This is a genomic window from Modestobacter versicolor (assembly GCF_041028285.1).
In the GTDB taxonomy this organism is placed as follows: Bacteria; Actinomycetota; Actinomycetes; order Mycobacteriales; family Geodermatophilaceae; genus Modestobacter; species Modestobacter versicolor_A.
The window spans coordinates 57,683-84,276 of record NZ_JABGDB010000007.1 but is presented as its reverse complement, the minus strand read 5'-3'; the positions used below and the strand labels follow the sequence as shown (position 1 = coordinate 84,276).

Below are 26,594 nucleotides of genomic sequence, written 5' to 3'. Positions count from 1 at the left end.
ATGGCCGACTCCCCCGTCCGCTTCCTGGACCTCTGCCTGGACGCCGTCGACCACCAGGCGCTCGCCGACTGGTGGTGCGCGGCGATGGGCTACCAGCGGGCCGAGCGGCCGGGCTGGGAGCCGGGCTGGCCGATCCCGCTGGTCGACCCCACCGGTGCCGGCCCCGGCATCTGGGTGAACCCGGTCGCGGAGCCGAAGACGGTGAAGAACCGCATGCACCTGGACGTCACCGGGGACACCGAGGCGCTGCTGGCGCTGGGCGCCACCCTGCTCCGGCGCCGGGACGACGTCGGCTCCTCCGACCACGACGCCGGACTGGTCAGCTGGGACGTGCTCGCCGACCCCGAGGGCAACGAGTTCTGCGTGCACCCCCCGGACTGACCCACCGCGCGCTTTCCCACGCCTTCCCACGCGCGCTTTCGCGCGCCTTCCCACACGCGGTTTCGCGCGCCTTCCCACGCGCGGTTTCGCGCGCCTTCCCACGCGCGGTTTCGCGCGCCTTCCCACGCGCGGTTTCGCGCGTCTTCCCACGGGTGGACGGGGGCGGGACGCCGACAGGGGCGGCCCGCAATGAGCGGACCGCCCCTGCCGGGCAGTGCTGGTGGTGCAGTGTCAGCCGAGGCTGACGGGCGGACTCAGAAGTCCATGCCGCCCATGCCGCCGTCGCCGCCACCGGCCATGGCCGGGGCGTTCTTCTCCGGCTTGTCGGCGATGACGGCCTCGGTGGTGAGGAAGAGCGCCGCGATGGAGGCGGCGTTCTGCAGCGCCGAGCGGGTGACCTTGGCCGGGTCGATGATGCCGGCCGCGATCAGGTCCACGTACTCGCCGGTGGCGGCGTTGAGGCCCCAGCCGGTCTCGGAGTTGCGGACCTTCTCCGCCACGACGCCGCCCTCGAGGCCGGCGTTGATGGCGATCTGCTTCAGCGGGGCCTCGAGCGCGACGCGCACGATGTTGGCACCGGTCGCCTCGTCACCCTCGAGGTCGAGCTTCTCGAACGCGACCGTGGTGGCCTGCGCCAGGGCGACGCCACCACCGGCGACGATGCCCTCCTCGACGGCGGCCTTGGCGTTGCGCACCGCGTCCTCGATGCGGTGCTTGCGCTCCTTGAGCTCCACCTCGGTGGCAGCCCCGGCCTTGATCACCGCGACGCCGCCGGCCAGCTTGGCCAGCCGCTCCTGCAGCTTCTCGCGGTCGTAGTCGGAGTCCGACTTCTCGATCTCGGCGCGGATCTGGTTGACGCGGCCCTGGATCTGCTCGGCGTCACCAGCGCCCTCGATGATCGTCGTCTCGTCCTTGGTGGTGACGAACTTGCGGGCGCGGCCCAGCAGCGACAGGTCGGCGTTGTCGAGCTTGAGGCCGACCTCCTCGCTGATGACCTGGCCACCGGTGAGGATGGCGATGTCGGCCAGCATGGCCTTGCGGCGGTCACCGAAGCCGGGGGCCTTGACGGCGACCGACTTGAAGGTGCCACGGATCTTGTTGACCACCAGGGTCGCGAGGGCCTCGCCCTCGACGTCCTCGGCGATGATCGCCAGCGGCTTGCCCGACTGCATGACCTTCTCCAGCAGCGGGAGCAGGTCCTTGACCGTGGAGATCTTCGAGTTGACGACCAGGATGTACGGGTCGTCGAGCACGGTCTCCATGCGGTCGGTGTCGGTGACGAAGTAGGCCGACAGGTGGCCCTTGTCGAAGCGCATGCCCTCGGTGAGCTCGAGCTCGAGGCCGAAGGTGTTGCTCTCCTCGACGGTGATGACGCCTTCCTTGCCGACCTTGTCCATCGCCTCGGCGATGAGCTCGCCGATGGCCGGGTCCGCGGCGGAGATCGAGGCGGTGGCCGCGATCTGCTCCTTGGTCTCGACGTCCTTGGCGGTCGACAGGAGGTACTCGGAGACCGAGGCGACGGCCTTCTCGATGCCCTTCTTCAGGGCCATCGGGTTGGCGCCGGCGGCGACGTTGCGCAGCCCCTCGCGGACGAGGGCCTGGGCGAGCACGGTGGCGGTGGTGGTGCCGTCACCCGCGACGTCGTCGGTCTTCTTGGCGACCTCCTTGACGAGCTCGGCCCCGATCTTCTCGTACGGGTCCTCGAGCTCGATCTCCTTGGCGATGCTCACACCGTCGTTGGTGATGGTGGGGGCACCCCACTTCTTCTCCAGCACGACGTTCCGGCCACGGGGGCCGAGGGTCACCTTGACGGCGTCGGCGAGGGTGTTCATCCCTCGCTCGAGTCCGCGGCGCGCCTCTTCGTTGAACGCGATCATCTTGGCCATGTGGTGATGTCCTCCGAGCGTGGATCGCTGCACGGCCGGGTCCGGTGCCCGCGACGGACGGCACCCGCGCCGTGGACGCTCCTGCGGCCCACGTGCCAGTACCTCACCGTTCCGACCTGGTTGGCACTCGACAGGCATGAGTGCCAGAGATGAGTCTGGCACTCGCCCTGTGCGAGTGCAAGAACGGGGGGCCGTGGGGGCTTGTTCCCGCCGGTCGGACGCCGGCTCCGGAGACGCAGCGAGGCCCGGTCCCCCGCAGGGGACCGGGCCTCGAGGGCGGGCAGGTCAGGCGCTGCGGACGGCGTCGGCCTGCGGGCCCTTCTCGCCCTGGACGACCTCGAAGCTGACCCGCTGGCCCTCGTCGAGGCTCTTGTAGCCGTCCATCTGGATGGCCGAGTAGTGGACGAATACGTCCTGGCCGCCGTCGACGGCGATGAAGCCGAAGCCCTTCTCGGCGTTGAACCACTTCACGGTGCCCTGTGCCACGTGCGCTCCCACGTTCGTGCGGCGGACGGCCGCCCCTGGTCGGCGGCCGGGTCTCGCTCTTCCGCCCGTGAGCACGAACGTGGAACTCGAACCGCGCGGAACGGTACCGCAGGAGGTGTCGCAGGTCACCGCCCCGACGCGCCGGCCACCCCGGGGCGGGACGCCGCGCGTGTCGCGGGCGCCCCGGCCCCGCTCAGGCGATGAGGCCGGCCTCGCGGAGCGAGGACAGCGACGGCTGCACGTGGTGCGAGGGACCGACGACCGGCAGCAGCGGGTCGAGGGTCTTCAGGCCCTCGCCGGTGTTGAGGACGACGACCTCCTGGGCGGGGTCGACCAGGCCCCTCTCCACCAGCTGGCGCAGCACCGCGGTGGTCACGCCACCGGCTGTCTCGGCGAAGACCCCGGTGGTCCGGGCCAGGTCGCGGATGCCGGCCACGATCTCGTCGTCGCCGACCCGGCCGACCGAGCCGCCGGTGCGCCGGATGGCGTCCAGCGCGTAGGGGCCGTCGGCGGGGTTGCCGATGTTCAGCGACTTGGCGATGCCGGTGGGCTTGACCGGCTTGACGACGTCCCAGCCGTTGTCGAAGGCGGTCGCGATCGGGTCGCAGCCGGCCGACTGGGCGCCGAAGACCTTCCAGCCGGTGTCCTCGACGATGCCGGCGGCGACCAGCTCGCGCCAGGCCTTGTCGACCTTGGTGAGCAGCGAGCCCGACGCCATCGGGATGACCACCTGGGCCGGGATGCGCCAGCCGAGCTGCTCGGCGATCTCGTAGCCCACCGTCTTGGAGCCCTCGGCGTAGTACGGCCGCACGTTCTGGTTGACGAAGGCGGTGTCCTCGAACTCGTCGGTCTCGGCGAGCTCGCTGGTCAGCCGGTTGACGTCGTCGTAGCTGCCGTCGACGGCGATGAGCGCCTGGCCGTAGACCGCCGACTGGGTGATCTTGCCGGGCTCCAGGTCGCTGGGCACGAACACGTAGGAGGGCAGCCCCATCCGCGCCGCGTGGGCGGCCACGGAGTTGGCCAGGTTGCCGGTCGAGGCGCAGGCGATCTTGGCGTAGCCGAAGCCCTTGGCCGCGGTGGCGGCGAGGCTGACCACCCGGTCCTTGAAGGAGTGGGTGGGGTTGGCCGAGTCGTCCTTGACCCACAGCCCGCCGGTGAGGCCGAGCTCGGCGGCGAGCCGGTCGGCGCGCACCAGCGGCGTCATGCCGGGGTCGAGGGTGACCCGGGACGCCGGGTCCTGCCCGACCGGCAACAGGGCGGCGTAGCGCCAGATGTTCTGCGGGCCGGCCTCGATCTGCTCGCGGGTCACCGCCCGCATCAGCGCGGGGTCGTAGTCGACCTCGAGCGGGCCGAAGCACTCGGCGCAGGCGTGCTCGGCGATCAGGCCGAAGGTGGCGCCGCAGTTGCGGCACACCAGCCCACGGGCGGGGTTCGGCGGGACGGGCCCACCAGCGGTGACGTCTGCCTGGGCGGAGCCGGGAGCGGTCATGGTCATTCGACGACTACCTCCTCATCTTCCCCGCGCCGGGCCGTCGAGCCGCGCGGGACGGAATTGGCACCTCCCGCTGCGCATGCGCGCAGACGGCGGTTGCCGGGGCTTCATCGGGCCGTGTCCCTCTGCCCCTCTGGATGAGTGGAACTCGGTCAGCCTACCTGGACCGGTCCGCCGCGGCGGCCACCGGCAGGATGGGGCGTGTGGCCACGCGCATCGTCTACACCGACCTCGACGGCACGATGGTCGGCCCCCGCGGCTCCTTCTGGCACACCGCCGATCGCGGGCTGACCCCGACCCCGGCCGAGGCGCTGCTGGCCCTGCACCGGTCCGGCGCGGCCCTGGTGCTGGTCAGCGGCCGGACGCACGCCCAGCTGCTGGAGGCGGCCCGGATCTTCGCCGCGGACGGCGCGATCTCCGAGCTCGGCTCCCTGGTCAGCTGGGCCGGCGGCCGGGAGACCCACCTGCTCACCGGTGAGCTGCCCGCGGAGTTCGCCGGACGCACGCCGATGGCGGTGATGGCCGAGCTCGGCGTGGTCGACCAGCTCGTCGCGGCCCACCCGGGACGGCTGGAGTGGCACGAGCCCTGGCACACCGCGCACTCCGCCGACGCGCTGCTGCGCGGCCGGGTGGACGCCGCGGCGGTCGACGGCTGGCTGGCCGAGCGGGGCTGGGGCTGGCTGACCCTCAACGACAACGGCGCGGTGCCGGCGACCCCGCGGATGACGCTGGCCGCCGACGCCCTGCCCCCGCACGTCTACCACCTGATGCCGCGCGGGATCTCCAAGGGCAACGCGATCAGCTGGGACCTCGCCCGCCGCGGGCTCACCGCCGAGGACGCCGTCGCCGTGGGCGACAGCGTCAGCGACCTGGAGATGGCGCCTGCGGTCGGCCGGTTGTGGGTGACCGCCAACGGCGCCGCGGTGAGCGGGATGGGCGACCGGCTGGCCGCCGTCCCCAACGCCGCGGTGACCGACGCCGCGATGGGCGAGGGCTGGGCCCAGGCCGTCCTCGCCAGCCTGTAGCCCGCCGCCGCCTTCGCCGGCTCTGGATCAGGTCCCCTGGTCGAAGGCCGTCCTCCCGCACCAGCGTCGGTGCGGGAGGACACCCTTTGATCAGGTCACCTGATCAACGCCTCGGCTACGACGTCACGTCCTTGCGGGCGAAGGCGCGGAAGGCGAGCGCGGTGAACAGCGCCGACCAGGCCAGCCCCTGGACGACGCCGCGGAACAGGTCACCGGAGTCGAACTGGCTCTGCAGCAGGTCGGTCCAGGCGTAGTTGAACGCGGTCGGGAACCAGTCGCGGATGCCGCCGAGCTGCTCCACCTGCTCCAGCACCGCGAACACCACGGTGGTGAACACCGCGCCGCCGACCGCGGCCAGCGGGGCGTCGGTCACCGTCGACAGCCAGAACGCCAGCGTGCCGACGACGAGCAGGTGGACGGCGAGGTAGCCGACCATGCCGACCAGCCGCACCATCGCCGTCCCCTGCTCCAGCGCCACCCCGAGCGGTGTCTGGACGTCGCCGAAGCCGTAGGCGAGGCCGCCCGCGACGACGGCGACGAGCACCAGCAGGACCATCGCGCCCACCGACAGGACCAGCGCCGCCAGCCACTTCTGCCGCAGCAGCCGGGCCCGCGGCACCGGGGTGGCCAGGGCGTAGCGCAACGACCCCCACGAGGCCTCGCTGGCCACCGTGTCGCCGAAGAACAGCGCGAAGACGACCACCAGGAAGAAGCCGGTGGTGGCGAACAGGACGAACAGCGTCAGGTTCAGCCCGCTCGCCGTCGCGACGTCGACCAGGTTGACCCGGCTGTTCTCCTCCGCCTCCTCGGCACCGCCCAGCTGCAGGGCGCCGATCAGGATCAGCGGCAGCGCGGCCATGAGCGCGAGGACGCCGAGGGTGCGGCGCCGCTTGAACTGCCGGCGGAGCTCGACGCCGAGCCGGAGCGTGCGCTCCGGGCGGTAGCCGGCGGCGGCGCCGGTCGACCCGGCGGACCCGGTGGACGTGCTCATGACTCCCCCACCAACGACAGGAACGCGTCCTCCAGCCGCCGACGCGGCGAGAGCTGGTCCACGGCGATGCCGGCGCCGACCAGCACGGTGAGCGCGCGGGCCCGGCTGGTCTCCCCCAGGTCGACGACCAGCCCCTCCTCGGTGCGCTCCACCGGACCGGTGCCGGGCAGCGCGGCCAGCAGCTCGACGGCGCGGTCGGCGTCGGCGCCGTCGGCGAGCCCGATCAGCACCGCTCCCCCGGTGCCGACGATCTCCTCCACGGTCCCCTGGGCGATCTTCTGCCCGCGGGCCATGACGACGACGTGGCTGCAGGTCTGCTCGATCTCGCTGAGCAGGTGGCTGGAGACGATCACCGTGCGGCCGGTCTCGGCGTAGGAGCGCAGCACGTCGCGCATGGCGTGGATCTGCGGCGGGTCCAGCCCGTTGGTCGGTTCGTCGAGCACCAGCAGGTCGGGCAGGCCGAGCATCGCCTGGGCGATCGCCACCCGCTGGCGCATGCCCTGGCTGTAGCTGCGCACCGGCTTGTCCAGCGCCGTCCCGAGCCCGGCGACCTCGATCGCCTCCTCGAGGTGGGCGTCCGCGGCGGGCCGGCCGGTGGCCGCCCAGTACAGGGTGAGGTTGTCCCGGCCGGACAGGTGCGGCTGCAGGCCGGTGCCCTCGACGAACGAGCCGAGCCGGGACAGCACCGGAGCGCCCGGTCCGGCGGCGTGCCCGAAGACCTCGATCCGGCCCTCGGTCGGCCGGATCAGCCCCATCAGCATCCGCAGGGACGTCGTCTTGCCGGCGCCGTTGGGCCCCAGCAGGCCGAGCACCTGACCGCGGCGCACCTCGAAGGAGAGGTCGCGGACGGCGACGAAGCCGTCCTTGTAGGCCTTGGTCACCCCGGTGAAGCGCAGCGGCACGTCCTCGCCGTCGGCCGAGGCCACCGACATCCGCGCGCTGCGGCGCCGGCCGAGCAGCCGGGCGGCCAGCCAGCCGAGCAGGGCCAGCGCGGCGAGCACTGCCAGCAGCACCCACCACCGGGCGGAGCCCGCCGCGGCCTGCACCGACCCGGGCACCTGCGGCACGGACAGCGACGTGCCCCCGGCCAGGCCGACGCTGTCGACGGCGGCCGTGACCGGCAGCGCGAAGGCCTGGTCGGTGGTGGAGACCTGCAGGCGCAGGGTGTGCCCCACCTCGAAGCGGTGCACGATCGCCGGCAGCGTCACCGGCACCTCGGTCGGCGTGGCCGGGTCGGCGGACAGCCCGGTCAGCGCCAGCGGCGCCACCAGCCCGCTGGGCAGGGTCGTCGTCCCGTCGGGGGCGACGTCGTAGAGCTTGGCGAACAGCGTGGCGCTGCCACTGGGCGCGGCCACCTCCAGGGTCACCGTCGCGGCGCCGACGACGTCCAGGGCCTCGGTGAGCTCGGCGCTGTCGAAGACGGCGGACTGGCCCGGGATCTCCAGCGTCGCCCCGCCCAGGGCCGCGGTGACCGAGCCGAGGCCGGGCAGCGTGGACAGCCCGGCGGGGCTGCCACCGGCCGGGTTCACCACCGGCTGGACGGCGCCCTCGACCGGCACGTCGGTGCGGCGCACCGGGTCGCCGCGCAGGCCGGGGTACCCGCCGACCTCGACCGTCTGGGTGCCGCCCTGCACGCTGCCGATGCCGCCGCCCAGCCCGGTCGGCTCCGGGTAGCTGAAGCCGGTGCCGGGGTCCGGGCCGGTGCCGCGCAGGTGGTGGTCGAACCAGCCGGCGACCTCGTCGCGCAGCTCGCCGGTGACCCGCTCGGCGGCGGAGGTGTCGTGCCCGCCGGCGTACCAGACCACCTTGACCTCGGTGCCGTTCGCGGCGATGCCGCGGGCGTTCGCGTCGGCCTCCCCCAGCCCGAACAGCGAGTCCTGGGTGCCCTGCACCAGCAGCGTGGGCGCGGTGACCCGGTCCAGCACGCCGGCCGGGCTGCTGCGGTCGAGCACGGCCGCCACCTCGGGGGTGAGCGTCCCGCTCGCGGCGGCCGACTGGTAGGCCGCGCAGATGTCGGCGCGGAACCGGCCGCAGGTCAGCGCCTGGGTGACCGCCGCCGGGTCGACGTCGGACAGGTCCGGGGCGGTCGGGGCGGCACCGTCGGCGCCGGTGAGGCCCCCGAGCAGGCCGTCGCCGGTGGGCACCGACCCGACCCCGAAGAAGAGCCCGGACCACAGGCGCTTGAACACCCCGGTGTCCCCGGTGCGCGGGGTCGCCGCCGGGGTGTCGGCGGCACCCTCGATGCCGGCCTGGTCGGGGAAGAGCGCGGTGGTCAGCGAGTTCCAGGTGATCTGCGGCGCGATCGCGTCGACCCGGTCGTCGTAGGCCGCGGCGAGCAGCGCGAGCGCGCCGCCGTAGGAGGCGCCCGCGATGCCGACCCGCGGGTCGCCCGCGGCGTCCAGCTCGACGTCGTCCCGGGTGGCGAGCAGGTCGACCAGGGTGCTGGCGTCGGCCACCTCGTAGCGCGGGTCGTCCAGGCCGATCTGCCCGGTGCTGGCACCGAAGCCGCGGGCCGACCACGCCAGCACGACGTACCCCCGCGCGGCCAGGGCCTCGGCCTCGTCGGCGACGGAGTCCTTGCTGCCGCCGAAGCCGTGGGCGAGCAGCACCGCGGGCGCGGGGTCGTCGGCGGTGGCCGACGAGGGCACGTAGACGGTGGTGTCCAGCTCGACGGCGTCGGCACCCTGGCCGGAGGGCACCCGCTGCTGCTCCGTGGTGACGGCCTCCGCCGCCCGGGCCGGGACGGCGGCGAGCAGCGTGCCGAGGGCGAGGAGCAGGGTCAGCAGCGCGACCGCGGGGGTCCTCGCTCGGGCGGTGCGCACGGAGGCGGCAACGGACGGGGCCGTGCAGTGGTTCCGCACGCGGCGGGTCAGGGCCGCCAGTTGCCGGTGGCGACCACGACCAGGCCCGGCGTGGCCTCGTCGACCTCGAAGTAGCGCGGCACCGGACCGGAGACGTCGGGGAACTGCTCGACCAGCTGCGTGGCCGCCTGCTGCTGCACCGTGTCGCCCTCGGTGAAGTAGACGGTGGTGGTCGCGACGTCCTCGACCGGTGACGCGCCGGTGCTGGTGACCTCCCAGCCACCGCCGGTGAAGGCGTTCCCGACGTCGGCGGCGAGGCCGTTGATGCTGGTGCTGTTCAGCACCGTGATCGGCGCCCGCACCGGGACCACCGGCGCCGGGGCGACCTCGGGTGCGGGCGCGACGGTCTCCTGCACCGGCGGGGCCGCGGCGCTCGGCTCCGGAGCCGCGTTGGTGGCCGGCGTCTGCGTCGAGGTCTCGGTGGTCTCCGGCGCGGTGAACGACCAGAAGCCCAGCACGGCCACCGCGACGACGACGACCGCGACGAGCGCCTGCACGACGCGGCGGGGGGCGTGGTGCTCGCCGGCGGGCGGGCCGTCGGCCTGCTCGGGCCGGCCGGGGCCGCGGGACGCCGGGCCGGCGGGCACCGGCGGCGGGCCGACCTTGCGGCCGGACTTCTTCTGCGCGGCCTCGGCCGCCTGGCGCTCGATCCGGGCGGCGGCCCGGCCGCCCACCGGGACGTCGACCTTCTTCCGCGGCCGCTCCGGCGCCGCGGACGACCCGGGCGCCGGGTCCTCGACCGGGGCCCGGGACGCGCCGTTCCCCAGCGGGGGCAGCGGCGGCGGGGCGGACGCCGGACGGACGGGGGCCCGCTGAGCGCGGGCGGGGGCCTGCGCCGCCCCGGCCGGCACCGCGGACCCGGCGGCCGCCGCGCCCCACGGGGAATCGGCCGGCGCTGCGGTGGAGACGCGCTGGGTCAGGTGGTCCGAGGGCGCCGGCGGCGCGGGCTCCGAGGCCCAGCCGGGCATGCCGGTGGTCTGCGGGGCGAGCTCGGCGCGCAGGCCAGGGAGCGGGGCGGACGGGTGCTCGGGGCGGGCCGGCGGGGGCGTGGCGCGGCCGGTGGTGGCGGCCGGGGCCGCCGTGGTCATCGGCCCCGAGGGCACCGGACCGGAGAGCACCCGACCGGAGGACGCCGGGGCGGCCTGACCGAGGGCCGGGCGGGGCGACGGCGACGGCCGGGACGGCACGGCCACCGGCGCCCCCGGCGAGGACGTGACCGGTGACGACGTGATCGGTGACGACGTGATCGCCGACGCCCCGTTCGGGACCGACGCGGTCGGGGCCTGGGCGGCGGGCAGCCGCCGGCGCTCACCGGTGGCCGGCGGACGTCCCGGCGCGGCCCCGGGGTCGACGTCGGTGCGGCGACGGCCGGCACCGGGCGGCGGACCACCGGCGGGACGGGCCGGGAGGCGGCGGACCAGCGGGTCCTCACCGGAGGGCAGCAGGCCCTCGCGGCGGCGGTCGGCCCGGCTGGGCCGCGGCATCGTCATCGCGCCGTCGGACTCGGGGCCGGCCTGGCGGGCGGGCGCGACGTCGGTCGCGGTGGTGGTGGTCGGACGGCGGGGACCGGAGCCGGCCGGGACGGGCCGGTCGGTCACGGGGGCGGCGTCGCGGCGCCCGTCCATCCGGCGCCGATCGCCCGGCGGGGTCGGCTGGGCCTGACCTCCGTCACCGCCTGATTGCGCATGCCTCCCCACAGTGAGAGAGGCTAGCCGCGCGAGGGGTCGCTGCCCAGGACCCGGCCGGAGCGTTGCCGCTGGCGCGCCGCCCGCATCCGGCGCAGCCGGCGGACCAGCAGCGGGTCGGCGGCGAGGGCCTCGGGGCGGTCGACCAGGGCGTTGAGCACCTGGTAGTAGCGGGTCGGCGAGATCCCGAAGCGCTCCCGGATCGCGGTCTCCTTGGCCCCGGGGAACCGCCACCACTGGCGCTCGAAGGCCAGCATGTCGCGTTCCCGTGCGGGCAGGCCCACCGTCGCGCCGTCCCCGTGCGCCCCAGCCGTCACGGCGGAGGTCGCCGGCGGCGCACCGGCGTCGTCGCCGTCCCGCGCCGGTGGGGCGGTCCGCGCGGTGTCGCTGCTCATCGCCTGTGCCTCCTCCGATCACGTCCGTGTAGTTACACGACGGTAGTCCGAGGTACCGACGATCGGGGGGTCACGTCGCGGCCGGCACCGGCACCGCTGCGGCCCGCCGAGCGCTGTGCGCGTTCCGCAGGCTGTCGACGGTGAAGACCGCCAGCGCGACCCAGACGATCGCGAACCCGGCCAGCCGGGCGGGCGGCATCGGCTCGTCGTAGACGAAGACGCCGATCGACAGCTGCATCAGCGGGGTGACGTACTGCAGCAGGCCGACCGTCGACAGCGGCACCCGGCTGGCGGCGGCCGCGAACAGCAGCAGCGGGACGGCGGTGGCCAGCCCGGTGCTCACCAGGAGGGCGGCGTTGCCGGGGCCCTCGGCACCGAACGCCGCGTCGCCGGAGCCCGTCAGCACCCCGATCACCACGAGCGCGGGCACGAAGACCACCGCGGTCTCCACGAGCAGCCCGGGCACCGCGTCGACCCGGACGACCTTCTTCATCAGGCCGTACAGGCCGAAGCTCACGGCCAGGGTGAGCGCGATCCACGGCGGGCGCCCGTGGTCGACGGTCAGCACGACGACGGCCAGCACCGCGATGCCGACGGCGAGCCACTGCAGCCGGCGCAGCCGCTCGCGGAAGACCACGACCCCGAGCACCACGCTGACCAGCGGGTTGATGAAGTAGCCCAGCGAGGCCTCGACGACCTGCCCGGAGTTGACCGCGAACACGTAGACCAGCCAGTTGACGGCGATGAGCACGGCAGCGAGGGCGAGCACCCCGAGCGTCCGGCGGTCGGTCACCGCGGCCCGCACGTGGGACCAGCCGCGGCCGACGGTCAGCAGCAGGGCGACGAAGACCAGTGACCAGACCACCCGGTGGGCGACGATCTCCAGCCCGCCGGCGGGCTCGAGGAGCGGGAAGTAGAGCGGGAAGACCCCCCAGAGCACGTACGCGCCGAGGCCGGCCCACACCCCGACACGACGTTCGTCCACCGGCGCACCGTACGCCCCCGGTCGTGAGCCGGGCTCAAGACCGGGACGACCGGCCGGCGGACCCCGGCCGCCGGACTGAGGCCCCCACGCGCCGTCGTCCTGCCACCTCGGTGGGCGAGGGGACGACGGACGGGACCGCGACCCACGCGGGACCGGCCGCGGACGCCTACCGTTGAGGGGTGGACGCTGGACGCCCGAACCCGGCCCAGTGGCTCTGGTACGCCTACGGCGGCGGTCTGCCGCGGTCGCTGTCGTCGTGGGTCCTCGACGACGTCACCCGGCGCACCTGGGTGCTCCGGCACCTCGGCCGGGCGCTGGTGCAGCTGGCGCCGGTCGTCGCCCTGTGCCTGCTCGTGCCGCCGCTCGACCTGGGCATCCGGGCCACCGCGGCCGGCGGCGGGCTGCTGATCGGCCTGCTCTTCTCCGTGGCCTACATGACCGAGACGACCGAGCACCGTGCGGTCAAGGCCGGCTGGCCACCCGGGACGACGGCGGAGCGCCGGGAGCAGCGGGTCGAGCGCGAACGGCTGGAGCGGCAGGCCCGGTACCGCTCCGGCGGCTCGGGCAGCTTCGACTGAGGCGCCGCCGCGAGCCCGGTCCGGGCCCGGACGCACCCCGGGCCTCCGTCCCCGGGGGGACGGAGGCCCGCCGACGGGCGTCAGCTCAGTCCTCGACGCGGAAGCCGATCTTCATGGTGACCTGGAAGTAGGCCACGTCGCCGTCGGCGACCATGCCGCGGATCTCCGAGGTCTGGAACCACTCGATGTTGCGCACCGTCTCCGACGCCTTGCGCACGGCGGTGCGGATGGCGTCGTCGACGCTGGTGGGGGAACTGCCGACGATCTCGCTCAGCCGGTAGACGTGGTCGCTCACGGTGGGGCTCCTCGGGGTCGGGCTGCCGGGGTGGCAGCGGTCCCCTCCGACCCTGGCACGGCAGCGAGCGGCCCGCGAGCGCGGCGTGGAGCCCCATGTCCGGATTGAACGGACGACCTTTCGCTTACAAGGCGAGTGCTCTACCACTGAGCTAATGGGGCGACCCGGCGAGGTTACCGGGGTCCCGCCCGGCGGGCGCGCAGCCGCTCGAGCAGGTACCAGGTGCCCCAGGCCTGCAGCAGCCCGATCAGCGTGAAGACCAGCAGCGAGCCGAGTTCCCCGGGCAGGGCGAGCAGACCGACCAGCGAACCGGGGACGGTGAGCGCGATCAGCCAGACCCCGGCGAGGCTCGCGTCCTCGGCCCCCGCGGCGGCCACCTGCACCCACACCGTGGTGAGCAGCACCGCCAGCGCGTAGCCCCCGGCCACCCGCACCGGCCAGCCGTGACGTCGTCCCACGGGGTGATCATCCCCTGCCCGCCCCGGTGGGACGGGCGCCGGGTCAGGCGGCGTCGGAGCCGGCCGCCGGGTCGCCGGAGACCCAGCGCGCGGGGTCGCTGTCGACGGTCGCGCCCTCGGCCAGCCAGCGCGCGAAGCCCACCGGGTCGCGGCGTTCCAGCTCGTCCAGCGCCTCGCGGCGCCGCTCGGCCAGCGCCTGCCGGACCAGCGGCCCGCGCGCCTGCGCGAGCGCCGCCGACGTCCGCAGCCACTCACGGCCGAGGTCCTGCACCGACAGGCTGCCCACCGGTGCGGTGCCGGCGGTCGGCAGCGGGACGACGGTGGCCCCCGCCGGGCGCCGGCCGGCCCGGTCCTGGCGGGCTGCCCGCAGCGCCCACCACAGCAGCGTGCCGCCCAGCCCGACGCCGGCGAGCAGTGCGGCCGCCCCGCCGCCGGCCAGCACGGCGGTACCGCTCAGCACCAGCAGCACGCCGACCGTGCCGACCGCGGTGCGCCACGCGGCGTCGAGGGCGGCCTGGCGCGGTCGGGGCGAGTCGCCGTCCCGGGCGATGCCGGCGCCCAGGCACCCGGCGACGACGGCGGCCAGCACCACGGCCACCACGCCGGAGCCGCCCAGCGAGATGCCCCCGACGGCGGCGAGGGCGGCGGCCAGGAGCAGCAGCAGACCGGCGAGGGAACGGACGAGTGCGCGAGCCGGCACCGACAACCTCCGGAGCGGGGACGAGGCGGCAGGACCTGCCGCCCCTGCTCTGCCCACCCCGGCCCGTGATCACGCACGACGCGCCCCGGGGATTGTCGTGCACGACCGATCCGGCGCGGCGACCCGTCCAGCGAACTCACAGCGGACCACCAGTCCCGGGGCAGACCGCGGGCGCACAGTGGTGGCATCGCGACGGGGAAGGCCCGCCGTGACGTGGGAGGGACCAGCAGTGACTGAGCACAACCGCCCGGCCGACGAGACCGGGCAGGGCACCGACCGACCCGCGGACGCCGGGTGGACGGCGCAGCCGACCGGGCAGTTCCCGCCGGCCGCCGCCCCTGTCCCGTCCGGTCCGCAGTACGGCCCCCCGCCGAGCCCGCAGCAGGGCCCGCAGCAGGGCCCGCAGCAGGGGCCGCAGCCGACCCAGCAGTTCCCGCAGCAGCCGCCGCAGCACCAGCCGTGGCCCCCGGCGGGCTACGGGACGGCGGGCTACCAGCAGCTGCACGGCCAGCAGACGTCCGGTGGCGGGCTGCCCCCGCTGTTCCAGCCCGCGCAGTCCCCCCGCCGTCCGGCGCGCTGGCGGCTGGGGCTGGCCGCCGGGCTGGTGGGCGCGGCGCTGATCGGGGGCGGCGCCGGCGCCGGGGTGATGGCGCTGACCGACGACGACACCGTGACCACCGCCGGCGGCGGCTCCGCGCAGCAGGTGACCATCACCGACCCCGAGCGGGCGACCAGCACCACGGCCGCCGCCGCGGTCGCCGCGCCCAGCGTCGTCACCCTCTACGTGAGCTCCGGCTCCGGCTCGGGGTCCGGCTCGGGCGTCGTGCTGAGCGCCGACGGCTACGTGCTCACCAACAACCACGTGGTCACCCTGGACAGCGCGACCGACGGGGCGACCGTCCAGGTGCGCACCTCCGACGGCACCCTCTACGCCGCTACGGTCGTGGGCACCGACCCCAGCTCCGACCTCGCGGTGGTGAAGCTGCAGGACGCCAGCGGCCTGACCCCGGCCTCCTTCGCCGACTCCGACGACGTGCAGGTGGGCGACCTGGCCGTGGCCATCGGCGCCCCGCTGGGGCTGTCGAACACGGTCACCGACGGCATCATCAGCGCGACCAACCGCGCGGTGGCCACCGGCTCGGACCAGGAGCAGACCGTCATCGACGCGCTGCAGACCGACGCGGCGATCAACCCGGGCAACTCCGGGGGCCCGCTGGTCAACGCCGCCGGCGAGGTCGTGGGCATAAACACCGCGATCGCCTCGGTGGCCACCTCCGACCTGCCCGGTCAGCAGTCCGGCCAGAGCGGCAACATCGGCGTCGGCTTCGCAATCCCGGCGAACACCGCCCAGCGGATCGCGCAGGAGATCATCGAGACCGGCTCGGCCACCCACGCGCTGCTCGGCGTCACGGCCACCACCGCCTCCGACGGCGGGACCGCGGTGGGCAGCGGCGCCCAGCTGGTGACGGTGCAGGACGGCACGCCCGCCGCGGACGCCGGCCTCCGGGCCGGCGACGTGATCACGGCGGTCGGCGACCGGGTGGTCACCACCTCCACCGAGCTCACCGCCGCCGTGCGCAGCGCCCAGCCCGGCGACACCGTGACCCTGACGGTCCGCCGGGACGGCGAGAGCTCCGAGGTCGACGTCACCCTCGACACCTCCGACTGAGCAGCGGCCCCCCGACCGACGACCCCGGCGCCGACCCCCGCGGCCCCGGGGTCGTCGCACGCCTAGGCTCGGTCGGGTGCCGGCTCCTCCGCTGACCGTCCCGCTCACCGGCTCCCTCGACGACCCGGCCCGGGCCCGCGACCTGACGAAGATGAAGCGGCTGGCCACCAGCCTCTTCCTGGTCGCTGCCGCGGTCTTCCTGGCCTGCGTGCTGCTCGGCGAGGAGTCCGGGGCCTGGGTCGGCTACGTCCGCGCGACCGCGGAGGCGTCGATGGTCGGCGCGCTGGCCGACTGGTTCGCGGTGACCGCGCTGTTCCGGCACCCGCTCGGGCTGCCGATCCCGCACACCGCGATCATCCCGCGCAAGAAGGACCAGATCGGCACCAGCCTGGGCACCTTCGTCCAGGAGAACTTCCTGACCCGGGCCGTGGTCGAGGAGCGGCTGGACGGCGTCGACGTCCCGGGCCGGATCGGTGACTTCCTCGCCGCCCCCGGCCGGGCCGAGCGGCTGGCCGGTGACGCCGGGGCCGCGCTGGGCGCACTCGGCGACCTCATCGCCGACGACGAGGTGCAGCAGACGGTGTCGGCCTTCGTCGACCGCAAGCTGCGCGAGACGCCGGCCGCCCCCGGGCTGGCGCGGGTGCTCGAGCTCGCCGTCGACGGTGACCGGCACCAGGAGGTGCTGTCGGCGGGGCTGACCGGGCTGGCCGAGTTCCTGGCCGAGAACCGGCTGGTGTTCCGGGCCCGGCTCGGCGACGCCTCCCCCGCCTGGGTGCCGGACTGGGTCGACGACCGGGTGTTCGACAAGGTCTTCGAGCTGCTGCGCGGCTTCCTGGCCGAGGTCGGGGCGGACCCCGGGCACGCGGTGCGCCAGGTCTACGACCGCCGGCTGCGGGCCTACGTGCACGCGCTGCGCACCGACCCGGCCACCGCCGCCCGGGTCGACCAGTTCAAGGCCGAGGTGCTCGACCACCCGGCGGTGCGCACCTGGTCCGGGTCGCTGTGGACCACCGCCAAGAACGGCGTGCTCACCGCGGCCGCCGACCCGGACTCCGAGCTGCGCGCCCGGGTGGTCGGGCTGATCCGCTCCGGGGCGCGGCTGCTGCAGACCGACCCGACCGTGCGGGAGCTGGTGCAGCGGGAGGCCCGCCGGGGCGCGGGCTGGGCGGTCGAGCGCTTCGCCGCCGACGCCGCCGAGCTCGTGGGCACCACGGTCGCCCGCTGGGACACCGAGGAGACCAGCCGGCGGATCGAGCTGCAGGTCGGCCGGGACCTGCAGTGGATCCGGGTGAACGGCACCGTCGTCGGCGGCCTGGCCGGCCTGGTCATCTACACCGTGGCCCAGCTGCTCGGCTGAGCCGCTCCGGCGACCGTGGCCCCGCGCCGCGCCCCCGCTCGGCAGGCGGTGGGCCGGCTCATCCTGCGTCGAGCTGGAAACCGCTCCACCGGAAGCCGGGCGAGACGACGCAGCTGACCAGCACCTCGGCCTCCGCCGGGGCAGTGCACTGCCAGCGCCCGGCCGGCACCAGCAGCTGGACGGCGTCCGGGCCGAGCACGTGCTCCTCGTCCGGGTCGCGCAGCCGCAGGGTGAGGCTGCCCGGCCCGTGCCAGAGCCACAGCTCGTCGGCGTCCACCCGGTGCCAGGCGGAGCTCTCCCCCGCGGTGAGCAGGAACAGGATCGCCGTCGCCGCCGGCCGGTCACCGGCCGCGGCCGGGGAGGTCCAGGTGCGCCGGTACCAGCCGCCCTCGGGGTGCGGCTCGAGCCCGAGCCGCACCGCCGTGGCGGGCAGGGTCATCCCCGGCGGGCGGTGGCCGCCGCGAACAGCGCGATGCTGGCCGCGACGCTGACGTTGAGCGACTCGGTGTCCTTGGTGATCGGGATGGACAGGACGACGTCGCAGCGCTCCCGCACCAGCCGGGACAGCCCGGCGCCCTCGGCGCCGACGACCAGCGCGATCGGGTCGGTGAACCCGTCGTAGGCGTGGATGCTCATGTCCCCGTCGGCGGCCAGGCCGATGGTCTGCAGCCCGGCGTCCTGGTACGAGCCGAGCGCGCGGGCCAGGTTGGTCGCCCGGGCCACCTGCAGCCGGGCCGCGGCACCGGCGCTGGTGCGCCAGGCCGAGCCGGTCATGCCGACCGACCGGCGCTCGGGCACGACCACGCCGTGGGCGTCGAAGGCCGCCGCCGAGCGGATGATCGCGCCCAGGTTGCGCGGGTCGGTGATCCCGTCGAGGGCCACGACCAGCGGCGGGCGCCCGGAGTCGCGGGCGATGTCGAGCAGGTCGTCCGGGTGGGCGTACTCGTAGGGCGGCACCATCAGGCCGATGCCCTGGTGCAGCGCCCCGTTGGACATCCGGTCGAACTCGGCCTTGCCCACCTCGAGCAGCGGCAGCCCGCGGTCGGCGGCCAGCTGCACGGACTCGGCGATCCGCTCGTCGGTGCCGCCGCGGGTGGTGTCGCCGGTGACGACGTACAGCGCGGTCGCCGGGATGGCGGCCCGCAGCGCCTCGAGCACCGGGTTGCGCCCGAGCAGCAGCTCCGGCGCCTCCTCGTTGCGGCGCTGGACTCGGGCCCGGTTGTCCTGGCGGGCCGCGGCGGCCTTGGCCTTCTTGTAGGCGGGGTGGTGCGGCCGCGCCGTGGCCGGCGGGGTCGCACCCCGGCCGGCCAGCGACCGGCGGTTCTTGCCGCCGGTGCCGGCGGTGGCGGTCTTCTTCCCGGCGCCGGCCGAGCGGCCGCGTCGTTGGCTGTTGCCGGCCATCAGCTGGTCAGCTCCCATCGTGTGCCCTGGGGGGTGTCCTCGACCTGCACGCCCAGGGCGCCGAGCTGGTTCCGGATCGCGTCAGCTGACGCGTAGTCCTTGCGGGCCCGAGCGGCGGTGCGCTGCTCGAGGGCGAGCTGCACCAGGCCGTCGGTGACGCCGGCGAGGCGGTCGCCGCCGGCGGTGGCCCAGTGCGGGTCGAGCGGGTCGAGGCCGAGCACGTCGAGCATGGCGCGCACCGAGCCGAGCGCCGCGGCGACCGCTGCCTCGTCGTCGGCGGCCAGCGCGGTGTTGCCGGCGGTGACCGTCTCGTGCACGACGGCGATCGCGGCCGGGGTCGACAGGTCGTCGTCCAGGGCGGCGGAGAAGGCGTCGGCGAGCACCGGCTTGCCGGCGTCCGGGCCGACCCGCTCGGCGGCCCGCCGGACGAAGGACTCCAGCCGCCCGTAGGCGGTGGCCGCCTCCTGCAGCGCCGCCTCGGTGTACTCGATCATCGACCGGTAGTGCGGCGCGACGAGGTAGTAGCGCAGCTCGACCGGGCGGACCCGCTGGACGACCTCGTCGACCAGCAGGGTGTTGCCCAGCGACTTGCTCATCTTCTCGCCGCCCATGGTCACCCAGGCGTTGTGCAGCCAGTAGCGGGCGAACCCGTGCCCGGCGGCCTGGGACTGGGCACGCTCGTTCTCGTGGTGCGGGAAGCGCAGGTCCAGCCCACCGCCGTGGACGTCGAACTCCGGCCCCAGGTACTTCTCGGCCATGGCCGAGCACTCCAGGTGCCATCCCGGCCGGCCCCGGCCCCACGGCGTCGGCCAGGACGCGGTCTCCGGCTCGCCGGGCTTGTGCGACTTCCACAGCGCGAAGTCGCGGGGGTCGCGCTTGCGCTCGTCGGTCTCGGTGTCGGCGGCCGGCTCGAGCTCGGCCAGCCGCTGCCCGGACAGCTCGCCGTAGCCGGCGAACGAGCGGACGTCGAAGTACACGTCGCCGTCCACGGCGTAGGCGTGCCCGCGACCGATCAGCTGCTCGATGAGCTCGACCATCTCCGGGACGTGCCCGGTGGCGCGCGGCTCGTAGGTCGGCGGCAGCGTGCCGAGCACCTCGTAGGCCCGGGTCGCAGCCCGTTCGTTCTCGTAGGCCCACGCCCACCAGGGCGCGCCGGCCGCGGCCGACTTGGCCAGGATCTTGTCGTCGACGTCGGTGACGTTGCGGACGTAGGTGACCTCGTGGCCGGTGTGGGTCAGCCAGCGGCGCAGCACGTCGAAGGCCAGCGCGAAGCGCACGTGCCCGATGTGCGGCGGCCCCTGCACGGTCAGGCCGCAGACGTACATGGAGACCCGTCCCGCACGCAGGGGCGTGAAGTCGCGCACGGCACGCGCGGCCGTGTCGTACAGGCGGAGGCTCACCGGGCCGATTCTACGGGCGCGGCGGTCGTGCTCCGGACCACGAGCGCGGTGGCCACCGCTGCCCGGCCCTCGCCCCGCCCGGTCAGGCCCAGCCCGTCGGTGGTCGTGGCGGTCACGGCGACCGGGGCGCCGAGCGCCGCGGAGAGCACCGCCTCGGCCTCCGCACGCCGGGGACCGACCTTCGGGGTGTTCCCGATCAGCTGCACCGAGGCGTTGCCGACCTCCCAGCCGGCGGCCGCCAGCACCTCCCGCACGTGCGCGAGGACGGCGGCGCCGCGGGCCCCGGCCCAGCGCGGGTCGTCGGTGCCCAGCAGTCCGCCGATGTCGCCGAGCCCCGCGGCCGACAGCAGTGCGTCGGTGAGGGCGTGGGCGACCACGTCGCCGTCGGAGTGCCCGGCGCAGCCGTCGGCGTCCGGCCACTCCAGGCCGGCCAGCCAGCAGGCCCGGCCGGGCTCGATCGGGTGGACGTCGGTGCCGACGCCGATCCGTGGCAGGGCCGTCACAGCTGCAGCTCCGCGAGGGCGAGGTCGTGCGGGACGGTGATCTTCGCGGCCCGCTCGTCGCCGGCCACCGTGTGCACCGGGATGCCGGCGGCGCGGACCACGCTCGCGTCGTCGGTGAACTCGGCGGCCGACCCGTGGGCGGCCGCGTAGGCGGCGACCAGCGTCGTCCGGTCGAAGCCCTGCGGGGTCTGCACCCGCCGCAGCGGCCCGCGGGCGACGTCGCCGGTGACGAGACCGTCGGGGTCGACCACCACCGTGGTGTCCACCACCGGGAGCACCGGTACGACCGCGGCCGCCCCGGCCGCCAGCGCGGCGAGCACCCGGGCGACCACCTCGGGCGGGGTCAGCGGCCGGGCGGCGTCGTGCACCAGGACGGCGTCGGCGTGCTCCCGGGCCGCGGCCAGCGCGGCCCGGACCGACGCGGTGCGGGTGTCCCCGCCGACGACGACGTGCACGTCGTCCGGGAGGACGGCGGTGAAGGCCGCCTGCTGCGGCGCCGGCACCGCGACGACGACCTCGTCGACCCCGCCGGCGCGCAGCGCCTCGACCGCCCAGCAGACCAGCGGCCGCCCGCCGAGCAGGACCAGCGCCTTGGGCAGTTCTGCCCCCAGACGCAGACCACTCCCGGCCGCTGCGACGATGCCGACAGCGTGCACGGGAGTGGTCTGGGTGTCTCGGGGGTGGAGCAGGACGATCAGGAGGCCAGGACCTCGTCGAGCAGCAGCTCGGCCTTGTCCTCGTTGGTGCCCTCGGCGAGCGCGAGCTCGCTGACCAGGATCTGGCGCGCCTTGGAGAGCATGCGCTTCTCCCCGGCGGACAGACCGCGGTCCTTGTCCCGACGCCACAGGTCGCGGACGACCTCGGCGACCTTGTTCACGTCGCCGGAGGCCAGCTTTTCGAGGTTGGCCTTGTAGCGGCGCGACCAGTTGGTCGGCTCCTCGGTGTGGGGTGCACGCAGGACCTCGAAGACCTTGTTCAGGCCCTCCTGGCCGACCACGTCGCGCACGCCGACGATCTCGGCGTTGTCCGCGGGGACGCGGACGGTCAGGTCGCCCTGGGCGACCTTCAGCACCAGGTAGGACTTCTCGACGCCCTTGATGGTGCGCTGCTCGATCGCCTCGATGAGCGCCGCGCCATGGTGCGGGTAGACAACGGTCTCGCCAACAGTGAAGCCCATGTGTATGTGACCCCTTTCGCTCACCCCAGGTTACCACGGCAGAATGCCGTCCGGCTCGTCGAAGTGCGACAAACGTGCAGGTCAGCGGCCCGATCGAGGGGGGTCTCGGTCTTGACAGGGGGGTGGTCGGTGTGCAGTCGCCCGGTGCTGTGAGCCGTCCCGGCCCCCTCCGCGCCGCCGCCGCGATGGCCCGGGCGACCCACCTGGAGCCCGCGCTCGCGGTCACCGTCGTCGCCGTCCTGCTGGCGGTGGCCGCCGGTGTCGGCCCGGGCCGGACCGTGCTCGTCGGGGCCGCCGTCCTCGCAGGTCAGGCGGCGATCGGCTGGTGCAACGACTGGCTGGACGCCGACCGCGACCGCGCCGTCGGCCGGCCGGACAAGCCGGTGGTGCAGGGCACGGTCACCCCGGCGGCGCTGCGCACCGGGACGCTGGCCGCGACCGCCCTCGCGGTCGTCCTGTCGCTGCTGCTCGGCGTGCTGCCGGGGCTGCTGCTGCTCGGGCTGGTCGTCAGCGGCCTGGCCTACGACGCCGGCCTCAAGCGCACCGCGCTGTCCCCGCTCCCCTACCTCACCGGCTTCGGCGCGCTGCCCGCCGGCGTCGTCGCCGCCGCCCCGGGCGCACCGCTGGCGCCGTGGTGGCTGGTCGCCGCCGGGGCGGCGCTCGGCGGCGCGGCGCACGTCGCAAACGTCGCCCCGGACGTCGACGACGACCTGGCCACCGGGGTGCGCGGCCTGCCGCACCGGGTGGGGGCGGTGCCGTCGGCGGTCGCCGGGGCGCTGCTGCTGGGGGCGGCGTCGCTGCTGCTGGTGCTCGGCCCGGACGGCCCGCCCGGTGCCCTCGGCTGGGCGGCCTGCGTGCTCGCCGCCCCGGCCGTCGTCCTCGCCGCGCTCGCCGGCAGCCCGCGCGCCCGCCGGGCGGCGTTCCCGGCAGTGCTGCTGCTGACCGTGCTGGACGTCGTCCTGCTGCTGGCCGGCGGCAGCGCGCTCGGCTGAGCGGACCGCCAGCACGCGATCCGCCAGGGCTGCGGCGGCCAGGGCTGCGGCGGCCAGGGCGCGGCGGCCAGGGCGCGGCGGCTAGGGCGCGGTGGTGCCCCGGCGCACCTCCTGGTCGACCACCGCGTCGAGGTCGCGCAGCCGGCCGAGCCCGGACAGCGGCTGGCGCATCCGCTGGTTGCCGGCCAGCCGCTCCCGGTTGCGCTCCAGGAAGGCCCAGTAGCCGGCGGTGAACGGGCAGGCGTCGTCCCCGAGCCGCTTCTTCGGGTCGTACCGGCAGCCGCCGCAGTAGTCGCTCATCCGGTCGATGTAGGCGCCGCCCGCGGCGTAGGGCTTGGTGGCCAGCACCCCGCCGTCGGCGTGCTGGCTCATCCCGACCACGTTGGCGACCATCACCCAGTCGTAGCCGTCGACGAACACCCGGTGGAACCAGTCGGTCATCGCCAACGGCTCGATCCCCCGCTGCAGCGCGTAGTTGCCCAGCACCATCAGCCGCGGGATGTGGTGCACCCAGCCGCGCTCCCGGACGTCGGCGAGCACGTGGGCGAGGCAGTTCGCCTCCACCGCGTCGGACTCCAGCTCGGCGAGCCAGCCGGGCACCTCCTCGTGCGCGGCCAGCGCGTTGCCGTGCCGGTAGTCCCGGCCCAGCTGCCAGTACAGGTGCCAGATCCAGTCCCGCCAGCCCATCACCTGGCGGACGAACCCCTCGACGGAGTTCAACGGCAGCGGGTCGCCGGCCGCCACCGAGTCCCGCCACGCCTGCTCCGCCCGGTGCACCACCTCCGCCGGGTCGACCAGCCCGAGGTTGAGCGAGGCCGACAGCATCGAGTGCGCCAGCCAGGGGTCGCCGGCCAGCATCGCGTCCTCGTGGGGACCGAACGCGCGCAGCCGGTGGTCCAGGAAGCCGGCCAGCCGCTCCTGCGTCTCGGCGTGCGTGACCGGGAACAGCCGCGGCCCGTCGTCCCCGACGAACGCCACGTCGCCGTCGGCCACCCAGCGGTCCAGGTCGGCCCGCACCTGCTCGTCGATCTCGTCCTCGACCGGCCACCACGGCGCCGGGGCGTCGACCCGTCCGTCGGCCGGCGGGGGCTCGCGGTTGTCGTGGTCGAGGTTCCAGGTGCCGCCGGCCGGCTCCGCGCCGTCCATCAGGACGTCGTGCACCCGGCGGGCCGCCCGGTAGAAGTCGTCCATCAGCAGCCGCGGGCGGGACCGGGCCTCCGCCCAGCGCCGGAAGTCGGCCTGCCGGGTGACGAACCCCCGGGCCTCCAGCACGGTGACCCCGGGCCGGCGGAGCACGAAGTCGCGGGCCGGCCAGGTGGTCGGCGCGCACACCGACAGCGGCTCGGTGACCTGGTCGAGCGCCTCGGCGTAGGTGTCGGTCTGCAGGAACAGCGCCTGGTCGCCGAGCTCGGCCGCCCGGTGCCGGAGCGCGGACAGCAGCAGGTGCGCCTTCTGCCGGTGGAAGCGCCGGCGGCGGAAGACCGACCGCGCCTCGACCAGCAGCACCGGCTGACCCGGCGCGTCGAGGAAGTGCGGCCCGAGCTGGTCGGCGAAGCACCAGCGCCGGGTGCCGGGTGCGTGACCTGCGAAGTCGGCCAGCGCGGGGTCGCCGTCCCCCGGCAGTGCGGTGTGCGTGCGTGCGGCCATGTCCCTCACCTCCCAGCGGACATCCTGGGCTGACCGTTACGCTCACCGCGACTCGTGTCACCGGAGCCCTCGGTGGCCGGCACGTCTCCTGGAGGTCGACGCTGTGAACCGCGCTCCGCGCGCTGCCGCGATGGGTGTCCTGCTGCTCTCACCGATCGCGCTCACCGCCTGCAGCGCAGGTCAGGTCGCGCAGACGGCGACCCAGGACCGGGACAAGATCGGCGCCCAGGGCAGCGTGGGCGACCTCGCCCTGCGGGCCTTCGAGCTGCCCTACCCGACCGGTGGCGTCTACCCCAGCGGCGGTGACGCCCGGCTCCTGGGCGCGATCGCCAACCCCACCCCCACCGACGACACCCTGGTCTCCATCGAGGGCGAGGACTTCGAGGGCGTGGAGGTCGTCGACCCCAGCGCCGCCGAGACCGTCGCCGACGGTGCCGCCTCGGGCTCGGTGGACCTGACCGTCCCGGCCGCGGACAACCTCTTCCTCGGCAACGGCGACGGCCCCTCGGTGACCTTGGTCGGGCTCGCCGAGGAGATCGGCGTCGGCCAGTACGTCGACGTGACCTTCACCTTCGAGGAGGCCGGGGAGATCACCCTGCCCATCCCCGTCGGGTACGCCACCCGCGACCTCCCCCGCGGCGAGCCGTTCGACTTCCACGGCGACGAGGAGGGCGGCGAGAACAGCGGCCGCGAGGAGAGCGCAGAGGGCGGCGAGGGCAGCGAGGGCGGCAGCGAGGGCGGCAGCGGCGGCGAGGAGCAGTCCGGCGGCTGACCCGCCCCCGGCTCCCTGCACGTCCCCCGGACTGTCGTACCCCGCGGTCATGCTGCCCGCGTGCCAGCATCCGGTGTGAAGTCCCGCCCTGCCCACCGCTGCACCGAGTGCGGCTACACCTCGCCCAAGTGGGTCGGCCGCTGCCCGGAGTGCCAGGCGTGGGGCAGCATCGCCGAGGTCGGTGCGCCTGCCTCCCCGCTCCGCTCGGTCGCGGCCGGGCCGGTCACCGCCAAGGCCCGGCCGATCGGGCAGGTCGAGCTGGCCGGCGCCCGGGCGGTCCCCACCGGCATCCCCGAGTTCGACCGGGTGCTCGGCGGCGGTCTCGTGCCCGGGGCGGTGCTGCTCGTCGCCGGTGAGCCCGGGGTGGGCAAGTCGACCCTGCTGCTCGAGGTGGCGCACAAGGTGGCCGCCGCGAACGGGCCCACGCTGGTCGTCTCCGGCGAGGAGTCCGCCGCCCAGGTGCGCCTGCGGGCCGAGCGGATCGGCGCGCTGCACGACCAGCTCTACCTGGCCGCCGAGACCGACCTGGGCGCCGTCCTCTCGCACGTGGAGGACGTCAACCCCTCACTGCTCGTCCTCGACAGCGTGCAGACCGTCCGTTCCCCCGCCGTCGACGGCACCGACGGCGGCGCCACCCAGGTCCGTGCGGTGGCCAGCGCGCTGACCGGGGTGGCCAAGAGCCGCGGCATGACCACGATCCTGGTCGGGCACGTCACCAAGGACGGCGCCATCGCCGGCCCCCGGGCCCTGGAGCACCTGGTCGACGTGGTCATCTCCTTCGACGGCGAGCGGCACTCCACGCTGCGGATGGTCCGGGCCTCCAAGAACCGGTTCGGCCCGGCCGACGAGATCGGCTGCTTCGAGATCGGTGACAACGGCGTGGTCGGCGTGCCCGACCCGTCGCACCTGTTCGTGTCCCGCCGCTCGGCCCCGGTCCCCGGCAGCTGCGTCACGGTGACCATGGAGGGCAGCCGGCCGCTGCTGGCCGAGGTGCAGGCGCTGGTGGCCACCTCCGGCGGGGGCGGCTCGCCGCGCCGCGCGGTCAGCGGGCTGGACTCCCAGCGGGTGGCGATGGTCAACGCCGTCGTCGAGCGCCGGGGCGGGGTGAAGCTCGCCGAGTCCGACGTCTTCGCCGCCTCCGTCGGGGGCGTGCGGATCGTCGAGCCCGCCGCCGACCTGGCGCTCGCCCTGGCCATCGCGTCGGCTGCCAAGGACCGCCCGCTGCCGCTGGGGGTGGTCGCGCTGGGCGAGGTGGGGCTGTCCGGGGAGATCCGGCGGGTCGGCGGGATGGGCCGGCGGCTGGCCGAGGCCGCCCGGCAGGGCTACACCACGGCCCTCGTCCCGGAGGACTCCGGTCCCGCACCGAAGGGCATGCGGCTGCTCGAGGTGCCCGACCTCGGGGCGGCGTTCACCCGGCTCTGGTGACCCCCGCGGCACCGGACAGGACGCGCGTCACAA

Annotated in this window: 26 protein-coding genes, 1 tRNA gene and 1 riboswitch; of the genes, 8 read left to right on the top strand and 19 right to left on the bottom strand. The window is 75.2% G+C overall.

Annotated features, from left to right (window positions below):
• Positions 1-381 carry a VOC family protein gene (locus HL054_RS19050; RefSeq protein WP_369140647.1) on the top strand — a complete coding sequence of 127 codons (381 nt, stop codon included), beginning with the start codon at positions 1-3 and terminating at the stop codon, positions 379-381.
• A gap of 254 nt (positions 382-635) precedes the next feature.
• Here the strand turns inward: HL054_RS19050 and groL are convergent, their stop codons facing one another.
• The 3 genes from groL to thrC all read right to left on the bottom strand — a co-directional run bounded on the left by groL (position 636) and on the right by thrC (position 4,248).
• Entirely contained in the window at positions 636-2,267 is a 1,632-nt protein-coding gene (groL, locus tag HL054_RS19045; protein ID WP_369140646.1) for a chaperonin GroEL, read from the bottom strand.
• Positions 2,268-2,552: 285 nt separating this feature from the next.
• The gene (locus tag HL054_RS19040) at positions 2,553-2,753 is read right to left on the bottom strand and encodes a cold-shock protein (protein WP_369140645.1); all 201 of its coding nucleotides are present in this window, start codon (positions 2,751-2,753) and stop codon (positions 2,553-2,555) included.
• A 193-nt stretch (positions 2,754-2,946) separates the two neighbouring features.
• Positions 2,947-4,248: a threonine synthase gene (thrC, locus tag HL054_RS19035; RefSeq protein ID WP_369140644.1), complete on the bottom strand. Its 1,302-nt coding sequence runs from the start codon at positions 4,246-4,248 to the stop codon at positions 2,947-2,949.
• 12 nt (positions 4,249-4,260) lie between these two features.
• A riboswitch (SAM riboswitch) is annotated at positions 4,261-4,389 on the bottom strand.
• A gap of 59 nt (positions 4,390-4,448) precedes the next feature.
• Here thrC and HL054_RS19030 point away from each other — a divergent pair.
• On the top strand, positions 4,449-5,270 hold the full coding sequence (locus tag HL054_RS19030) for an HAD family hydrolase (RefSeq protein WP_369140643.1): 822 nt from the start codon (positions 4,449-4,451) through the stop codon (positions 5,268-5,270).
• A 115-nt stretch (positions 5,271-5,385) separates the two neighbouring features.
• On the opposite strand, the gene HL054_RS19025 is transcribed toward HL054_RS19030, so the two are convergent.
• The 5 genes from HL054_RS19025 to rarD all read right to left on the bottom strand — a co-directional run bounded on the left by HL054_RS19025 (position 5,386) and on the right by rarD (position 12,187).
• On the bottom strand, positions 5,386-6,261 hold the full coding sequence (locus HL054_RS19025; RefSeq protein ID WP_369140642.1) for an ABC transporter permease: 876 nt from the start codon (positions 6,259-6,261) through the stop codon (positions 5,386-5,388).
• Positions 6,258-9,083 (bottom strand): alpha/beta fold hydrolase, encoded by a 2,826-nt coding sequence (locus tag HL054_RS19020; RefSeq protein WP_369140641.1) that lies wholly within the window; start codon positions 9,081-9,083, stop codon positions 6,258-6,260. The genes HL054_RS19025 and HL054_RS19020 overlap by 4 nt, the downstream gene beginning before the upstream one ends.
• A gap of 47 nt (positions 9,084-9,130) precedes the next feature.
• Complete coding sequence (locus HL054_RS19015) at positions 9,131-10,720, bottom strand: LytR C-terminal domain-containing protein (protein WP_369140640.1); 1,590 nt, start codon at positions 10,718-10,720, stop codon at positions 9,131-9,133.
• A gap of 110 nt (positions 10,721-10,830) precedes the next feature.
• Positions 10,831-11,202, bottom strand: coding sequence for a DUF3263 domain-containing protein (locus HL054_RS19010; RefSeq protein ID WP_369140639.1), 372 nt, complete (start codon positions 11,200-11,202; stop codon positions 10,831-10,833).
• Positions 11,203-11,272: 70 nt separating this feature from the next.
• On the bottom strand, positions 11,273-12,187 hold the full coding sequence (gene rarD, locus HL054_RS19005) for an EamA family transporter RarD (RefSeq protein WP_369140637.1): 915 nt from the start codon (positions 12,185-12,187) through the stop codon (positions 11,273-11,275).
• Positions 12,188-12,366: 179 nt separating this feature from the next.
• Between rarD and HL054_RS19000 the strand changes: the two genes are divergently transcribed.
• Positions 12,367-12,765: a DUF5313 family protein gene (locus tag HL054_RS19000; protein ID WP_369140636.1), complete on the top strand. Its 399-nt coding sequence runs from the start codon at positions 12,367-12,369 to the stop codon at positions 12,763-12,765.
• 85 nt (positions 12,766-12,850) lie between these two features.
• On the opposite strand, the gene HL054_RS18995 is transcribed toward HL054_RS19000, so the two are convergent.
• The 4 genes from HL054_RS18995 to HL054_RS18980 form a co-directional block, all read right to left on the bottom strand.
• Positions 12,851-13,060, bottom strand: a complete 210-nt coding sequence (locus HL054_RS18995) for a dodecin (protein ID WP_369140635.1) — start codon at positions 13,058-13,060, stop codon at positions 12,851-12,853.
• Positions 13,061-13,146: 86 nt separating this feature from the next.
• Positions 13,147-13,221: transfer RNA gene (locus HL054_RS18990), tRNA-Thr, on the bottom strand.
• A 12-nt stretch (positions 13,222-13,233) separates the two neighbouring features.
• A complete protein-coding gene (locus HL054_RS18985; RefSeq protein ID WP_369140634.1) occupies positions 13,234-13,518 on the bottom strand; it encodes an SCO4225 family membrane protein in 285 nt (94 codons plus the stop codon).
• Positions 13,519-13,561: 43 nt separating this feature from the next.
• Positions 13,562-14,218: a hypothetical protein gene (locus tag HL054_RS18980; RefSeq protein WP_369140633.1), complete on the bottom strand. Its 657-nt coding sequence runs from the start codon at positions 14,216-14,218 to the stop codon at positions 13,562-13,564.
• Between the two features lie 229 nt (positions 14,219-14,447).
• Here HL054_RS18980 and HL054_RS18975 point away from each other — a divergent pair, with 229 nt between their 5' ends.
• Both HL054_RS18975 and HL054_RS18970 read left to right on the top strand, forming a co-directional pair.
• Entirely contained in the window at positions 14,448-15,887 is a 1,440-nt protein-coding gene (locus tag HL054_RS18975; RefSeq protein ID WP_369140631.1) for a S1C family serine protease, read from the top strand.
• Between the two features lie 76 nt (positions 15,888-15,963).
• A complete protein-coding gene (locus HL054_RS18970; RefSeq protein WP_369140630.1) occupies positions 15,964-17,244 on the top strand; it encodes a DUF445 domain-containing protein in 1,281 nt (426 codons plus the stop codon).
• Positions 17,245-17,302: 58 nt separating this feature from the next.
• Here the strand turns inward: HL054_RS18970 and HL054_RS18965 are convergent, their stop codons facing one another.
• From HL054_RS18965 to HL054_RS18940, 6 genes are read right to left on the bottom strand one after another with little or no spacing between them, the layout of a single operon-like run.
• Entirely contained in the window at positions 17,303-17,683 is a 381-nt protein-coding gene (locus HL054_RS18965) for a cupin domain-containing protein (protein ID WP_369140629.1), read from the bottom strand.
• Positions 17,680-18,663 carry a 23S rRNA (guanosine(2251)-2'-O)-methyltransferase RlmB gene (rlmB, locus tag HL054_RS18960; protein WP_369140628.1) on the bottom strand — a complete coding sequence of 328 codons (984 nt, stop codon included), beginning with the start codon at positions 18,661-18,663 and terminating at the stop codon, positions 17,680-17,682. Before rlmB ends, HL054_RS18965 begins: the two co-directional genes overlap by 4 nt.
• Positions 18,645-20,045, bottom strand: a complete 1,401-nt coding sequence (gene cysS / locus HL054_RS18955; protein ID WP_369140627.1) for a cysteine--tRNA ligase — start codon at positions 20,043-20,045, stop codon at positions 18,645-18,647. Before cysS ends, rlmB begins: the two co-directional genes overlap by 19 nt.
• On the bottom strand, positions 20,042-20,548 hold the full coding sequence (gene ispF, locus HL054_RS18950; protein ID WP_369140626.1) for a 2-C-methyl-D-erythritol 2,4-cyclodiphosphate synthase: 507 nt from the start codon (positions 20,546-20,548) through the stop codon (positions 20,042-20,044). The genes cysS and ispF overlap by 4 nt, the downstream gene beginning before the upstream one ends.
• Complete coding sequence (gene ispD, locus HL054_RS18945) at positions 20,545-21,204, bottom strand: 2-C-methyl-D-erythritol 4-phosphate cytidylyltransferase (RefSeq protein WP_369140625.1); 660 nt, start codon at positions 21,202-21,204, stop codon at positions 20,545-20,547. The genes ispF and ispD overlap by 4 nt, the downstream gene beginning before the upstream one ends.
• A 38-nt stretch (positions 21,205-21,242) precedes the next feature.
• Positions 21,243-21,725 carry a CarD family transcriptional regulator gene (locus HL054_RS18940; protein WP_110553406.1) on the bottom strand — a complete coding sequence of 161 codons (483 nt, stop codon included), beginning with the start codon at positions 21,723-21,725 and terminating at the stop codon, positions 21,243-21,245.
• A gap of 149 nt (positions 21,726-21,874) precedes the next feature.
• Between HL054_RS18940 and HL054_RS18935 the strand changes: the two genes are divergently transcribed.
• Complete coding sequence (locus HL054_RS18935; protein ID WP_369140624.1) at positions 21,875-22,717, top strand: UbiA family prenyltransferase; 843 nt, start codon at positions 21,875-21,877, stop codon at positions 22,715-22,717.
• An 81-nt stretch (positions 22,718-22,798) separates the two neighbouring features.
• Here the strand turns inward: HL054_RS18935 and HL054_RS18930 are convergent, their stop codons facing one another.
• Positions 22,799-24,364, bottom strand: coding sequence for a cryptochrome/photolyase family protein (locus HL054_RS18930; RefSeq protein WP_369140623.1), 1,566 nt, complete (start codon positions 24,362-24,364; stop codon positions 22,799-22,801).
• 103 nt (positions 24,365-24,467) lie between these two features.
• Between HL054_RS18930 and HL054_RS18925 the strand changes: the two genes are divergently transcribed.
• Together HL054_RS18925 and radA are read left to right on the top strand one after the other, a co-directional pair.
• Positions 24,468-25,136, top strand: a complete 669-nt coding sequence (locus HL054_RS18925; protein WP_369140622.1) for a copper chaperone PCu(A)C — start codon at positions 24,468-24,470, stop codon at positions 25,134-25,136.
• Positions 25,137-25,196: 60 nt separating this feature from the next.
• Positions 25,197-26,561 (top strand): DNA repair protein RadA, encoded by a 1,365-nt coding sequence (gene radA, locus HL054_RS18920; RefSeq protein WP_369140621.1) that lies wholly within the window; start codon positions 25,197-25,199, stop codon positions 26,559-26,561.
• Positions 26,562-26,594: the final 33 nt, after the last annotated feature.